We start from the raw sequence: 16327 nt of genomic DNA on the forward strand, positions 1-16327 counted from the left end.
ACACGCGTAACATTAAAATTAGTACTAACATTATTAAATCACATGTATGATTAAAAAAGTATCTATTGCGACATTAGCAATGTTTTTGGCATCTGCATCGCCTGCAATAGCAGTAAACGATGCACAATTTTTGTATGTGAGTCTGGAGTTGACCCTTAACCGGACAACGGTCGGTATCGTTATACAAAATATAAGTAAACAAACCGGGTATGAATTTTCTTATGATGAAAACCTGTTGAGAAAGAAGATCTCCAAGATCTCTGTCAATATGAAAAATGAACATATCGAAAATGTATTAAAAGAGGTCTTTAAGAATACGGGGATTTCATATAAAATCATCCATAACCGCATTTTCCTTAAAGATAATACAAAAAGCAGTTATCAGGTCGAACCCATATCAACCGATATCCTTCAGCTGAAAAAGTCCGTAACAGGTGTTGTTGTTGATAATACCGGATTACCTGTTATCGGTGCGAATATTGTAGTAAAGGGTAGTACGGATATCGGAACGATTACCGATATAGACGGAAATTTTAAATTAGATAATGTTTCGGATGGAGCCACTTTGTTGGTAACCTATATTGGTTATGTAGAACAATCTGTCTTAGTAGTAAGGGATAAAAATACTTATCAGATAACCTTACACGAAGATACTCAAAAGCTGGACGAAGTGGTCGTAGTCGGATATGGTGTACAGAAAAAGGTGAATATGACCGGTTCGATATCTAATGTGAAAGCGGATGAGTTGTCTGTTATTCCGAATACGAACTTATCCAATTCGTTGGCTGGTCGTGCTCCGGGGGCTACGATTACTGGTAACTCCGGTTTGATGGGAGCTTCTTCTGAAATCCGTATGCGTGGTGGTTTTGGTGATCCACTGTTCGTCATCGATGGTGTGATTCGTGACAAAGAAGCATTCGATAATCTTGAACCGTATGAGATCGACCAAATGAGTTTCCTGAAAGATGCTGCATCTGCTTCCATCTACGGATCGGCAGCAGGTAATGGCGTTGTTCTGGTGACGACGAAAGGTGGTGTTAAGAATCAAAAACCGACTTTCAATTACCAGGGTTCTTATGCTTTTAGTAAACCTACCCAGGAATTGTTTGCCGACAGATGGACAGCCATCGATGACTTGGATTATCAGAATGCCGTAGCCCGTTTTCAGGGGACGAAAGAACCGAACGGTGAAGCGGAATATGCTTATTTTCACGATAACAACATAAATTATAATGTAAACGACTATATCTGGCAAAATCCCTGGAATACAAAGCACTCTTTGAGTGTGACAGGTGGTAGTGAAAAGGTACAATATTATGTGATGGGGTCTTTTCTGGCGGAAGAAGGTTCTTATGTGTCTTTGGAAAACAAGAAGTTTTCTTTACGTTCGAATCTGACGATGGAATTGAGTAAATACATAAAAATGAATGTAAACCTAGATGCGAACCAGTCTAACGATGAGCGTTTCTATTGGCCGTTCTCGGACGATGACGACCAGGCTGTATACGATTTATATCGTTGTACGTTCAATGCGATGAAAACAACTCCGTTCTATTCAAATCTGGATGGTACTCCCTCAGCAACTATTACGGATTACCCGATCTATCAGGATTATGGATCATGGCAGGGCTGGAACCCGGTAGACCAGGTGGTGGGTAACCGTTATTTGAAGACGCGTCGTCGTAATATGAACGGTATTGTCTCCTTTGATATCAATCTCGATTTTATCACGAAAGGGTTGAGTACGAAAGTTATGGGTAGCTATATCGGTCACGACTATTCCCGTAAGAGATTTATGACTTTCCAGAAAAACTATAAGTTTCAGCAGGCTGATCCCGAAGGGAACCGTTTTTTACCGGCTCCTTTGAATCCGAATGAGTTTAATACATTCAATTTCTCCCAAAACTATGAAAATCTGGATTACCGTATGAAACAGTTGTGGACTGAGCAGTTTAACTGGTTTATAAACTATGCAAATACGTTCGGAAAACATGACATCGGTGGTATGATCGTTTTCGAACAGGCTGCAAACGGAGGAGAGTGGACACAAGCAAAAGCTGAACAACCATTAGCCAATATTGATCAGATGTTTAATTATTCGAAAGATGCGGAACGTCGTTGGGGGGATGCGGAAGAGTATACTGGCGGTCGTCTTTCCTGGATCGGTCGTTTCAATTATACGTTTGACCAGAAGTATATTGCCGAATTTTCTTTCCGTTATGACGGTAATACGTTGTTCCCGAACGGGCACCGCTGGGGATTTTTCCCGTCTGTATCTGCTGCGTGGCGTATCAGTCAGGAACCGTTTATGGAAAAAACTTCCGATTGGTTGAGTAATTTGAAACTACGTGCATCTTATGGAACGACCGGAAATGATTTGGATTTGAGTAAAGATCCGATTGATAAGATTACTGCTTTTTCTTATTTGCAGAAATATAATACGGGGGGGGTATATGTGTTCGGAAATAATTTGGCTAATACGATTACAGCTGGTGCGACTCCCAATTCAACGTTGACCTGGGCAACTTCCACAACTTATAATGGAGGTTTGGACTTCGGTTTCTTCAACAATCGTTTGTCCGGTACGTTTGATGCTTTTTATCGTAAGGAAGTCGATATTCTTGGGCCGCGTACAGTGACACTCCCGAATACTTACGGACAGTCGTTGGCCCCGGAAAACTATGCAGAGCGTTCATGGCGTGGTGGTGAACTGGCTTTGACCTGGATGGACAAAGCTGCTAACGGGATAATCGATTATTCGGCTTATGTAAATTTAGGTTTTGCTCGTGATCAGTGGGATGTATTAGATGTTTCTGCTACCTATCAGGAAGGTGGAAATCTATATGCATTGTCACCGGTGGGTAAAGCGAATGGTATCTTGACAGGCTTAATTGCCGATCACTTGCTGACAGATCAGGCAGAGGTGGATGCTCTGAAAGCGAAAGGTTTCAAACAGTATGGACGAGACCCGTATCTGGGGGGTATTTTGTACAAGGATACACGTGGTGATGGTTATTCGGAAGGACCTGATGGTCGTATTGATGGAAACGATGCTTATAATTTGTTAAGTGAGAATGGAACTCCACGTATAAATTACGGTTTCGGTGGTAGCATTAAATGGAAAGGTATTTCTTTGGATATTCATTTCCAGGGAGTTGGTAAATATGATCGTTTTGTAGGTGGTGTGGATGGCGGTTTTTACCAACATGGCGGTGCTGTCCGTCCTTATTTCCCGATCTGGACAAGCGATAAAGTTTATGATCCGGAATATAATCCAAATGGTGTTTATCCTCGTATCGTGGGTAATGGTTGGTATGAATCAGGTGCAGGGAATACGAGTTATTGGATGCGTAATGGTGCTTATCTACGTTTGAAAAACTTGAATATCGGTTATGATTTACCTAAAGTTATTCTTCGTCCGTTGGGTATTTCGCATGCTCAGGTATTTGCTAATGCAACCAATTTGTTCTGTATTTCAGCAGTAACAGAGTTTTTGGATCCTGAACAAAAATATTACGACTCTTATCCATTGATGAAAACATTTTCTTTTGGTCTTAACTTCTCGTTCTAATTTTAAATCGAAAAGAGTATGAAAATGAATAAAATTAAATATACAATAGTAAGTGCCGTTCTCGTTTTAGGCGGAATGACAACTGGTTGTGATACGTTGGATATCGACAACTTAAATAGCTATGATGAATCTATGGTTTGGGATGATATCAGTTTAGCGACAGCTTATGTTAATAATCTTTACTCGGAATGTTTTGGAAACTGGAGTGCCGGAGCCGATAATAATTCAGAGCAAGTAACCGGTATACCTTGGTATTTGGGTACTATTACGGAAACAGGCAGTGCTTATAAAAAATGGGATTATACAGCGATCCGTCATATTAATGAAGCTATTAAGCGTTTAGAAGAGGGAGTATTGGATAGTAAAAACGCCGATGGATTGTTAGGGCAAGCTTATTTTATGCGTGCTTATACTTATTATTGGATGGTTTTACATCATGGTGGTGTCCCTTATATTAAAATCCCTCAGGATAAAGATAAAGATGATTTATATGTAAAACGTAATTCTACGCCGGAATGTTTTCAGTTGATGGTGGAGGATTTGGATCATGCTATAACATTATTGCCGGAGAAGATAGCAGGTAGTTCTGTTGATTATGGTCGTATCGACCAGTGCTTTGCTAAAGCATGGAAAGCAAAAACATTATTACTGAAAGCTTCTCCGCAGTTCAATCCTAGTAATCCGTATGGTAATGCTTATTGGGACGAGGCTTATTCAGCAGCAAAAGAAGCTTATGATTTTTGTGTAGCTAAAGGGATCTATTTAGCTCCTGAATATGCGAATATCTGGATACAGGAACAGGGACCCGAAGTGGTGTTTGCTGTAGTGAATTCAAATCCGAACAAAGTATCATCTTGGGAATATACGACTCGTCCGGCTTCAGTCAGTCGTGATAAGTCTTATAGTAATCCGACTTGGGAGTTTGTGAAAAGTTTCCCTATGATAGATGGTAAACGTTACGACGATCCGACTGGTAAATATTATGTGGGCGATGAACAGGCTTTATTGAAATCTTTTTGGCAGAATAGAGACCCCCGTTTTAATAATGTATGTTTATATAATGGTCGTGAATATCCGGTAGCGGGAAAACATGCTGATTACAGACAATATAATGCGCTAGGAGTTAGTAGCCCGGATGATCAATATGGTGTGAATCCTGCAGCACATACGAATGCCGTGAACAATGATATTTTTTCCGGTTTTTATATCTATAAGGCAGCAGATTTAACATTGACTCAAGATAAGGTAATGACATACGATATAGATTATATCCTAATGCGTTTTGCTGAAGTGATGTTTATCTACGCCGAAGCAGCAAATGAAACCGGACATTCGGATGTGGCTGTCGAAATGTTGAAACAAATCCGTAAGCGTGCCGGAATAGAAGCTGGAAGTGATGGACTTTACGGATTGAATGTCGCCAGTCGTGAAGAAATTCGTCAAGCTATCCTGGATGAACGTAATATCGAGTTATGTTTTGAAGGTCACCGTTTTTGGGATTTGCGCCGTACACGTAATATGATGAAACTGGCCGGCTGGACCAAACATGGCCTTGAGGCAATTGCTATCAACCCGGATGGTACCGATATGGATTTGAATACTGCCAGGACAAAAATCAATAACAACGAACTGGCTACCGGTGATTTCCGTTATGTAATCCATCAGGTTCCTTATACGGAAGCAGCCGAAAGAGAGTTTGTTATTGAAGAATCTTTTTACTTCTTCCCGATTCAGAAAAGTAATATTGATCAGAATCCCAATCTGGAGCAGAATAATAACTGGGGCGGTACATTTAATCCGACAATGGAGTAAATAAAAAACATATAATTTTAGGACGGAAAGTTTATTAATAAATATTCCGTCCTAACTTTGTATTGACTAAAATAAATTTTTACATTATGAAAGTAAAACATTGTTTGTTGACAGCCGCGTTGCTGTTTGCTTTTACGACCGCACAGGCCGCTGATAAAATCACAATCGGTATTATCCAGTATGACCTGAGTGATATCGACAAAAGTTTCAAGGATCTGCATGAGCAGGGATTCGGTTCATGTGAAATCAATTACAGGAAAAATACGTTGACGAAAGACTTTGCAGAAAAGGTGAAAGAGGCTTCAAGGAAACACGACATCAAGGTGACGACACTGGTCGGTGTGCCCGGAAGCAAAAGTGTATGGAACTTTCGGCAGGGACCAGCTACTATTGGTCTGGTGCCTATGGAAGAACGGGTAGAAAAAATAAAAGTATATCATGAAATGATAGACTTCTGTGCGATGGCGGATATTCCGGCAATGCATTCTCATTTCGGATTTATCCCCGAAGATCCTTCTTCTGAACAATATAAGGATTTCATCAAAGTCATGCAGGATCTGGCCAACTATGCAAAAGGCCGCAAGGTCATGATCTATTTTGAAACGGGGCAGGAGACACCTACAACCCTGATCCGTGCTATTAAAGATATAGGTACCGGAAATGTTTTTATCAATTGTGATTTGGCAAACCTGTTGATGTACGGGAAAGCAAATTCTTTGGATGCGGTGAAGCTGTTTGGTCCGTTAATCAAGGAATTTCATGCAAAAGACGGTAAATATCCGGATCCCAATAATCCATATGAGTTAGGTGCAGAAGTTCCTATTCCTACTGGTGAAGTGGATTTTCCTGCTGTAATTGCCGAATTAAAGAAACAGGGTTTTCAGGGTGCTGTAACAATTGAATGTGAGTTAAATGGTTCCCAGCATGACTATGTCATAAAAACTCGTAAATATTTGCAAGAGTTATTGGATAAATAATATCTTTGTGAGACATTAGAAATGGCATTTGCTTTCTAATGTCTTTTTTATCATGAAAAACGAAAATAATAGCTAATCATTTACATATATTAATCATACTATGAGAACAAACAGAAGGGACTTCCTTAAAACTCTGGGAGGTATTGCGGCCTTTACTATTGTGCCGCGCCACGTGCTTGGAAAAGGCTTTATTGCTCCAAGTGATCAGTTGACTAAAGGTATTATCGGAACCGGCGGTATGGGACGCGGACACGTGGACTATGCTGGAACACGCCTGGTCGCTGTGTGCGACGTCGACAAAAAACATCTTGAATTAGGAAAACAGCTGGTGAAGGACAAGATCGCTGCTTACCATGATTTCCGTGATCTGATTCTCGATCCAAACGTTGATATTGTGCATATAGCTACACCTCCCCATTGGCATGGGATTATGTCGACGGAGGCCGCTAAAGCCGGGAAAGACATCTGGTGCGAGAAGCCGATGACCCGTACGATCGGCGAAGGCAAGCGCGTAATGGAGGCCGTTAAGCAGAACGGTCGTATGTTCCGCCTCAACACCTGGTTCCGTTTCGCCGACCCGTTCTATGGATTGGGTACACCGGTGAAGCCGTTGAAAAAACTTGTTCAGAGCGGAATGCTCGGTTGGCCGTTGAAGGTGACTATCAGTAAGCACACCGGTTTCGACTGGAAGTTCTACTGGGTGGGCAAAGAGTATCTCGAACCGCAATCCGTTCCTGCCGAACTCGACTACGATATGTGGTTAGGCCCGGCTCCTTACAAGCCTTACAACGCACACCGTGTGCATCAGACTTTCCGTGGTTACTGGGATTATGACGGTGGCGGACTGGGCGACATGGGGCAGCATTATATCGACCCTGTACAGTATTTCTTAGGAAAAGACCACACCAGCCCCGTGAAGGTGGAAGTAGATGCTCCACAGCAACACCCGGATGCGGTAGGAACCTGGCGTTCCATCACTTACACCTATGAAGACGGCTGTCAGATCGTTCTTTGGGGTGGCGACTACGGAGATCCGAACACGCCTTATATTTCCGGTCCTAACGGCAACGTTTACAAGAACTTTGTGTGCGATATCCCCGACTGGGAGAAGAAACTGGCCGATTATCCGGAACCGGAACCACAGGTGACAGACTTTATCGAATGCGTCCGTACCCGCCAGCCGTTCGCCTTGAACGAGCAAAACGGTTTCCGCTCGTCGACAATCGTTAATATGGGGGCCGTTGCTCTTCGTCTGAACCGTACGCTGGAATTTGATCCTGTTAAACTTGAGTTTATTAATGATGAGGCCGCTAATCGTTTGCTGGATCAGCCGATGCGTGCTCCCTGGAACATTTAGTTAATTGAAAATTGACAATTGACAATTGAAAATTAAAGAGAATAAGATGAGAAAAGCATATATATCGATTGCTAGCTTGCTGTTATTCGGTAGTGTATTGATGGCCCAGTCGCCGGCAAACCGTACAGCTAAAACAACTGCGGCAGATGTACTGGCCCAGATGCCTGCGGAGCAACAGGCTGAATACAATAAACTGATCAGCGACCTGAAAGGAACCGGTGAAGAAGGTGTCCTGATGTTGGTCAATATGATTAATGCCCCGGGCAAGGGTAGTAACGCCCAGGTAGATTACGCCCTGAGCGGCCTGACGCATTATGTGATGGCTAAAGGCGAAGAAAGTGCCCGCCTGGCTACGGCCAATGCCTACCTGAAAGCTCTTGACATGGTGAACGAACGTGAAACGAAAGCATTCATTATCCGTCAGTTGCAGATACTTGGACAGGACGAATGTATCGATGCCCTGTCTTCTTACCTGAATGAAGAGAGCCTGAGCGGTCCGGCCTCCCGTGCCCTGGCTGCCATCGGAACCGAGAATGCCGGTAAGGCATTGAAAGCGGCACTGATGCGTCGTATGGGAACTCCGAAAACTCAGAAAGATATTATTGTAGCCATCGGCGAAGCACAGGTGGAAGGTGCGGAAGATTTGCTGAAAGCCCTGCTGGGGTCAGGCGATGAGAACATGCAGAAAACAGTTTTGTATGCCCTGAGCCGCGTAGGAACGAAAGCCTCCATCAAGGAAATGTCGGAAGCTGCTGCCGCTGCCGGTTATACGATGACAAATACAAATGCCAATGAAGCTTACATCGCCCTACTAAAACGTGTTGCAGCGCAAGGCGACGCAAAGGAAGTGGAGAAGGCCGCTAACGATTTGTTGAAGAAGGCAACCAAGGCTGGAAAGACACAGACGCGCGACGCTGCTTTGCAGATCTTGCTGTCGCTGAAGAAGGAAAACAGTAGCAAGCTGTTGCTCTCGGCCCTGAAAGATACCGACAAGGAATACCGTAACGCGGCTCTGAATTATGCTTCGGGCTTTGCAGATAAAGATCTTTATATCGAAGTCATGAAGGCGATGCAGAAAGCAAAACCGGAAGTGAAGGTGGATATAACCAACTGGATCGGACGCGAAGCGAAATGCCCGACCAAGCATGATGTCATCAAGAACCTGGAACTGCGTTTCGACCTCACAGCCATGCAGGTATTGCTGGCTCAGCTGAAAAGTACAGACTTCGACGTAAAACAGGCAACAGTCTGGACCTTGGTGAAGATTGGAGACAAGCAGGCGATACCAGTACTTGCCGATCTGTTGACAAGCGATAATAAAGATATTATTTTGTTGGGACAGGATGCCCTCGCTGCCTTTAAGGGAGATATCGACCAGGCTGTAGCTCGCGTGATTCCTTCTGCAACGGATGCGGGAAAGATTGCCGGGGCTGAATTACTGGCCATGCGCAAAGCGACAGCCAACCTCACGACAGTGTTCGAACTGATTAAGTCCGGCTCCCCGGAAGTAAAGAAAGCTGCTTATACGGCTTTGAAGGATGTTGTTTCGGAAGGCGACCTGGTTAACCTTTGTGGCATGCTGGAAACTGCCGAAGCTTCCGCCGTTGCTCCGATACAGCAGGCTGTGATCTCTGCTATCTCTTCTATGTCTCCTGAAAAACAAATGGAAACAATTACCCGCCGTATGCTTCAGGCTGGCGACAGTAAGAAGTACCTTTATTATATTGTTCTGGCCACAACCGGCGAGAAGGATGCATTGGCTACCATCGTCGACGGTTTCCATAAAGGAAAAGGCGATGCTCGCGATGCTGCTTTCGAAGCTTTGTTGAACTGGAAAGGTATCGAAGTTGCCGACGAATTGTATGCGATCTGCAAGGATACTTCTTCATCCGCTTATTTCGACCGGGCCCTGAAAGCCTATGTACAGCTTGTATCTAATCCGGCCTTTACGGGCGAAAACCGTTTGTTGGGTCTGCGTAAAGCAATGGAAATAGCAAAGACGGATGAACAAAAGATTACGATCCTGCGTCAGATCGAACGGACAGGAACCTTCTTGGGTATGCTGTATGCCGGCGAATTCCTCGATCAGAAACCTGTTCAGCAGGCAGCCGCCAACGCGGTCATGAATATCGCTTTGGGAAATAAGGACTATACGGGAACCAATGTGCGTGAATTGCTTAACAAGGTAATGCAGGTGCTTGATAACCCGGATGCTGGCTATCAAAAGGAAGCCATCAAGAAACATCTGGCGGAAATGCCGCAGGGAGAAGGTTTTGTTTCCATCTTCAACGGAAAAGACTTGACCGGCTGGAAGGGGCTGGTTGCTAATCCGATTGCCCGTAGTAAAATGAAGCCAGCTCAACTGGCAAAAGAGCAGGAAAAAGCGGATCAGGTTATGCGTAACGGCTGGATCGTGGAAGATGGTGTCTTGGTGTTTACAGGTAAAGGTGACAACTTGTGTACCGATAAACAATACGGTGACTTTGAAATGTACGTAGACTGGATGCTTGATCCGGCCGGTCCCGAAGCGGATGCCGGTATATATCTGCGTGGAACGCCTCAGGTGCAGATCTGGGATACTTCGCGTGTGAATGTAGGTGCTCAGGTGGGATCAGGTGGTTTGTATAATAACTCGGTAAACGAAAGTAAACCTTCGAAAGTCGCAGACAACAAGCTGGGTGAATGGAACAGCTTCTATATCAAGATGGTTGGCGACCGTGTAACGGTTGTCCTCAACGGTGAAAAAGTGGTGGACGATGTGATCCTCGAAAACTATTGGGATCGTAAACAGCCTATCTTCCCGGTTGAACAACTGGAATTGCAGGCACACGGAAGCAAAGTTTACTACCGTAATATATATGTAAAGGAATTGGACCGCAAGGAACCGTTCAAACTGTCTGCCGAGGAACAAAAAGAAGGTTTTAAGGTATTGTTTGATGGAACCAATATGCACCAGTGGACCGGCAATACAGTAGATTATACGATCGAAGACGGTTGTATCTCTATGATACCGAGTAAGAGTTATGGTGGAAACCTGTACACGAAGGATGAATTCGGTAATTTCGTTTATCGTTTTGAGTTCCAGTTGACTCCCGGTGCCAACAATGGTGTAGGTATTCGTACTCCGATGGAAGGCGATGCCGCTTACGTTGGTATGGAAATTCAGATTCTCGATTGCGAACATCCTATCTATAAGGATATTACCAAATATCAGCATCATGGTTCCGTTTACGGGATTATTCCAACGAATGCCGATCACCACAAGGCTTTCAAACCTGTGGGTGAGTGGAATGAGGAAGAGATTGTGGCCAACGGAGATAACATCCGCGTAACGGTAAACGGTGTGGTTATCCTCGAAGGCAACATTCGTGATGCCGTGAAAAACGGTACTCCCGACGGCAAGGAACACCCGGGACTGTTCAACAAAAAAGGACATATCGGCTTCCTGGGACATGGTTCTCCGGTGAAGTTCCGTAATATCCGTATCAAGGAATTGAAATAAGATTTTATTCTTTTTGGGAAAGCGGGGATCGATCTGTCGGTCTCCGCTTTTCTTTTTAACACAAATCTTTGAAATCCCTTGAATATTAAAGTGATTAAAATTTGCTGGTCTGGTTTATTATAGCGTATTTTGTGCTGTTTAAGCGATACAGAGCAAATGGATATAGAGCAATATCAGTTATTGTTGGATAATGCCCAGGTAGGTTGGTGGGAAGCCGATTTTGCAAAAGGGAATTATATATGTTCAGACTATTTGGTAAGTCTGCTGGAGTTAAAGGACAGAGAAATTCCTATTCCGGATTTTCTGGCGTTGATTCGTGAAGATTACCGCAGTCGAATTGCCAGCGAGTTTGCCTTTTTCAAAGAAATAGGTATTTATGAGCAAGTATTTCCCCTTAAAACTTGTTATGGGGTTAAATTTGTCCGCTCGAAAATATGTAAGCGTGAGATCGATTCCAGCGGGAAAATAAATGTGCTGGGTCTCTTGCAATTATTACCTTATGTCGAGGTCGGTGAGAAGCCGCATGTAGACAATCAGGAAGACAGCCTGCTCAGGCATTTGGGAAGTCTCTCGCGTTCGCTTCATTCTTTTATCCAAACGAATGATTTACCTAAATCGATTCATCTGGTCCTTTCAGAGATCTTGTATTCGATTGGAGCTAAGGGACGTGCCTGCATAATGGAGTATGATAACAGCCAGCAAACACTGAGTTGTACTTACGAAGTATGCAGTGAAGGGGTAGTTTCTGTCCGCTCGTCTCTACAGGATATATTAGTGTCGACATTACCCTGGTCTACGAAGAAAATACAAAGCTTCTATCCGGTATTAATTAACCATCTGGACGAACTGCCGCCTGAAGCCGCCGAAGAAAAACGTTACCTGCAATTGAGAGGATCGCTTTCGCTGATATTAGTCCCTTTAGTTATAAAGGATAAGGCCTGGGGATATATCGGTATTGATATAATGGACCGGAATCGAATTTGGAGTCTCGAAGATTATCAGTGGTTTTCGTCGATCGCCAATATCATCAGTATCATTACTAAAATGGCAAGGATCAACGAAGCACTCGACCGGGGTGAGAAGTTGTTGCGCAATATCTATACCAATATTCCTGTCGGGATAGAGCTTTATGATAAAGACGGTTACCTTGTCGATATAAATAAAAAGGATATAGAGATATTCGGCTTGAAATCTAAAAAAGATGTTCTGGGTGTCAATATCTTTGAGAATCCGATCGTACCGGAAGATGTTTTGGAGAAAATGCGGAAAAAGAAAGCTGTCTCTTTTCGGTTGAGTTACCCGTTTACAAAGGTTGTATCCAGTAATTACTATCCTACCCGTAGAGCAGGAACAATCGATTTGCTATCAAAAGTATGTATGCTTTATGATAATAAAGGCGAACTGATAAACTATCTGTTTATAAATCTGGATAACACGGATAAAACAATAGCCTATAACCGTATAGAAGAGTTTGAATATTTCTTTACGCTGGTAAGTCGCTTTGCCAAAGTCGGATATGCTAAATATGATTTGCTTACCTGCGATGGTTATGCTATTAGCCAGTGGTATCAAAACCTTGGAGAGAAGGATGGGATACCTTTGCCTCAGATTGTTGGTGTGTATGGAGCAATGCATCCGGACGACCGTAATATAATGTTAGACTTTTTTGAAAAAGTTAAAAAGGGACTGGCTACCAGTATACGTCAGGAATTACGTGTCCGTACAGAGGATGGCTGGAAATGGATACGTGTAAATATCATGCGTAACCTTCAATCTAATGATCCGGATAAGCTGGAAATTATTTGTGTTAATTACGATATCACGGAACTGAAAGAAACCGAGCAGCAAAGGGAGAAAGCGGAAGAACTCGACCGTTTGAAGTCTGCCTTCCTGGCAAATATGAGTCATGAGATACGGACGCCTTTGAATGCCATAGTCGGTTTTTCCACCTTGCTGGTCGATACGGAAGATGAGGAGGAGCAGCAGCAGTTCGTGAGTATCATCCAAAAGAATAATGAGCTTTTACTTCAGTTGATCTCGGATATTCTCGACTTGGCAAAGATTGAAGCCAACACGATAGAATTTAAACCTGTGGAGATCAATTTGAAGGAGTTCCTGGAAGAAATAGTCCGCTCGATGAGCATCAAAGTGGGTGAGGGCGTGACGCTTTGCTGTTCTCCGGATCTGGAACCTTGTGTTTTCACTTTCGACCATATCCGGATGAATCAACTATTTGCCAACTTCATAAATAATGCGATTAAATATACGGAACATGGCTCGATCACATTAGGATACGAAATCCGTCCCGATGAAATAGAGTTTACGGTGACGGATACCGGAGTCGGGATGAAAGAAGAAGTGCGTGCACATGTATTCGATCGTTTCTATAAAGGAAATGAATTCAAACAAGGAACAGGCCTGGGGCTTTCTATTTGTAAAAGTATTGTGGAACAGATGAAGGGAAAGATCGGGGTAAGATCAGAGATCGGTAAAGGTTCCTGCTTCTGGTTCTGCTTACCCCGTTAGTTCTTATTCTTTTTCTCCGTATGCCAGGTCGCCGGCATCTCCCAGTCCTGGGATGATATAGGAGTGATCGTCCAGTTCGTTGTCGAGGGCGGCGATCCAGATGGTCGTTTTGTCGTCTGGCATTTTCCTTTGCAGGTATTCGATAGCCTGCTTGCTGGCGATAATAGAGGCCACATGGATATGTGACGGATGTCCCTTTGTCAGCAACGCTTCGTAAGCCAGTTCCATCGAACTACCCGTTGCCAGCATCGGATCGGTGATGATCAGGGTTTTCTCTGTTAATCTCGGGGAAGCGATGTATTCTATATGGATGTCGAAGTTCAGGCGATCCTTGTATTTCCGGTAAGCAGATACGAACGCGTTCTCCGCATAATCAAGATAACTCAGGAATCCCTGGTGATAAGGGAGGCCTGCGCGTAGGATGGTGCTGATCACGACCCGGTCGTCAGGCGTATTCATAGGAGCGATTCCAAGCGGGGACTGGATATCTTTTTGACTGTAAGAAAAATCTTTACTGATTTCGTAGGCCATAATTTCACCTATCCGTTCGATGTTTCTGCGGAAACGAAGACTATCTTTCTGAATATTTACATCCCGTAATTCAGAAACGAATCTATTTAATATGGAGTTTGATTCTCCCAGATTAACTATTTTCATGTGAATATTTTGTATATGCCGGACATTTATTTTTTCGGAGCCGAAATTATATATAATTAGAGCATCATACAAATGTTTGTTGATAAAATCCAAAAGTAGGCACAAAGTTTCATATTCCGAAACAAGATTGGATGTTTAGATTTAAATATTGCGAAAAAAGAAGTGGGGATATGTATTCGGTTGTTTAATTAGAACCGGGCTGCTTAGGTATACTTTTAAATCACCTCGAAATACTAAAATACTATATGTATTTTTGCACAAGTGATATAAATAAGAGAAAAGGAGGTGAAAAAAACTTCCCCCATGCATATGGCATGAAGGAAGTTATAAAAACAAATCATATTATTTTTTCTCGCCAGTGCCGTTCATAGCCTCCAGCAAGAATTTACCGGGTTTGAACTTTACCGTTGTTCTGGCTGGAATCTGTACCGGAGTACCAGTTTTTGGATTACGAGCCAGGCGACTTGTTTGAGGTCTAGGTATTAATGTACCAAAACCAATAAGAGTAATTTCCTCTTTTTGTGACATTTTTTCGGTTACGATCTCGATGTAAGCATCTAATACTTTTTTTGCTTTCTGTTTCTGTAACCCTGCCTTATCTGCTAAGGCCTCGATAAGTTCTGCTTTGTTCATGAGTGTTTCTTTTTAATGATTATATACAGTGCAAATGTAAGCCATACTATCTTTTAAATGGTGTCTTTTTGCAGACAAGAAAAATGGCGTTCATTTCTTATTAAACAATAGCTGTAGGCTTTTGTTACGAATAGAGAAACAAAAAACGTTAATTAGTATCTGTTTGCGGTAATCGAAACGAAAACAAGGCCTTATGCCATTTGGATACACTGGACTGGCAATTTTTTTATGAAAAACATGAGTAGAAACAGTAAAAACAACACACTAATAGTTATGAAAGATGCATTGAATAACGGGCTTATAAAAGCCATGAGGGAACATCTCCCTGAGGAGACAAATTTGGCTAACTATATTATGGATATAATATCTATAGGAAAGGAGGCTGTATACCGCCGGTTGCGTGGAGAAGTTCCGTTTACTTTTTATGAGGTATCATTATTATCCCAGAGCCTGGGTATTTCGTTGGATCAGATTGTCGGAACCAACCGGGCAGAAGGTGCCGTCTTTAATCTGAATGTAGCTGACGGCGTAAGCCATATCGACAATTACCATGATATCATCAAACGCTATCTTAAATTGTTCACTTTCATTAAAGATGATCCGAAGTCGGTGGTCAGTACAGCATGCAACATTATTCCTTTCACGCTCTACTCTCCGTTCGAGCGTATAACGAAGTTCCGCCTGTGCAGATGGTTGCATCAGAATAACGGGATGAAGATGACGGGAAGTATGGAAGATGTTGTGGTTCCGGAGAAGGTGCTGGAGTCGCAGCGGAAGTTGATGCAGGAGATACGCCAGGTTCCGGTGACTTATACTATTTTGGATAACAACCTATTTCAGTCGTTTGTGCGGGAGGTAAAATACTTTGCCGGACTGAATATGCTGTCGGATGACGACATCGAAGTGATGAAGAACGAACTTCACCGTCTGTTGGACGACCTGGAGCATGTAGCATCCTCCGGCGAATTCTCCAACGGGAAACAATCTTATCTCTATTTATCGAACATCAATTTTGAAGCGACTTATAGCTTTATCGAGAAAGGCAGTTTCCAGTTGTCGATGTACCGCCTGTATGCGATCAATTATATGGATTCGCAACACCCGGAAATATGCCGTGCGCAGAAAGAGTGGATACAGTCTTTGAAACGATATTCCACACTGATTTCACAAAGCGGAGAGATACAACGGATGATTTATTTTACGAAACAAAGAGAGATAGTAGACACATTGTAAAAACAGAAAATATTTATACTATATATATAATGTAGGCATATACCTATAATATATGGTGC

Annotated in this window: 9 protein-coding genes; 7 read left to right on the plus strand and 2 right to left on the minus strand. The window is 42.9% G+C overall.

Annotation, left to right across the window (positions count from 1 at the left end; genetic code table 11):
• The first annotated feature begins 46 nt into the window (after positions 1-46).
• The 6 genes from M1P97_RS01780 (at position 47) to M1P97_RS01805 (ending at position 13745) form a co-directional block, all read left to right on the plus strand.
• Positions 47-3571 carry a TonB-dependent receptor gene (locus M1P97_RS01780; protein WP_249388223.1) on the plus strand — a complete coding sequence of 1175 codons (3525 nt, stop codon included), beginning with the start codon at positions 47-49 and terminating at the stop codon, positions 3569-3571.
• Between the two features lie 18 nt (positions 3572-3589).
• Complete coding sequence (locus M1P97_RS01785) at positions 3590-5383, plus strand: RagB/SusD family nutrient uptake outer membrane protein (RefSeq protein ID WP_195374910.1); 1794 nt, start codon at positions 3590-3592, stop codon at positions 5381-5383.
• Between the two features lie 86 nt (positions 5384-5469).
• On the plus strand, positions 5470-6360 hold the full coding sequence (locus tag M1P97_RS01790; protein WP_195374911.1) for a sugar phosphate isomerase/epimerase family protein: 891 nt from the start codon (positions 5470-5472) through the stop codon (positions 6358-6360).
• Between the two features lie 100 nt (positions 6361-6460).
• Positions 6461-7717 (plus strand): Gfo/Idh/MocA family oxidoreductase, encoded by a 1257-nt coding sequence (locus tag M1P97_RS01795; protein WP_195374912.1) that lies wholly within the window; start codon positions 6461-6463, stop codon positions 7715-7717.
• 46 nt (positions 7718-7763) lie between these two features.
• The gene (locus M1P97_RS01800; protein ID WP_249388225.1) at positions 7764-11219 is read left to right on the plus strand and encodes a DUF1080 domain-containing protein; all 3456 of its coding nucleotides are present in this window, start codon (positions 7764-7766) and stop codon (positions 11217-11219) included.
• Between the two features lie 156 nt (positions 11220-11375).
• Positions 11376-13745 carry a sensor histidine kinase gene (locus M1P97_RS01805; RefSeq protein WP_195374914.1) on the plus strand — a complete coding sequence of 790 codons (2370 nt, stop codon included), beginning with the start codon at positions 11376-11378 and terminating at the stop codon, positions 13743-13745.
• 3 nt (positions 13746-13748) lie between these two features.
• On the opposite strand, the gene upp is transcribed toward M1P97_RS01805, so the two are convergent.
• Together upp and M1P97_RS01815 are read right to left on the minus strand one after the other, a co-directional pair.
• Positions 13749-14402, minus strand: a complete 654-nt coding sequence (gene upp / locus M1P97_RS01810; RefSeq protein WP_195374915.1) for a uracil phosphoribosyltransferase — start codon at positions 14400-14402, stop codon at positions 13749-13751.
• A 342-nt stretch (positions 14403-14744) separates the two neighbouring features.
• Positions 14745-15035: an HU family DNA-binding protein gene (locus M1P97_RS01815; protein ID WP_007652950.1), complete on the minus strand. Its 291-nt coding sequence runs from the start codon at positions 15033-15035 to the stop codon at positions 14745-14747.
• Positions 15036-15308: 273 nt separating this feature from the next.
• Between M1P97_RS01815 and M1P97_RS01820 the strand changes: the two genes are divergently transcribed.
• Positions 15309-16268 (plus strand): hypothetical protein, encoded by a 960-nt coding sequence (locus M1P97_RS01820; protein WP_195374916.1) that lies wholly within the window; start codon positions 15309-15311, stop codon positions 16266-16268.
• The last annotated feature ends 59 nt before the right edge of the window (positions 16269-16327 follow it).

It is taken from the genome of Parabacteroides leei (assembly GCF_023369805.1).
In the GTDB taxonomy this organism is placed as follows: Bacteria; Bacteroidota; Bacteroidia; order Bacteroidales; family Tannerellaceae; genus Parabacteroides; species Parabacteroides leei.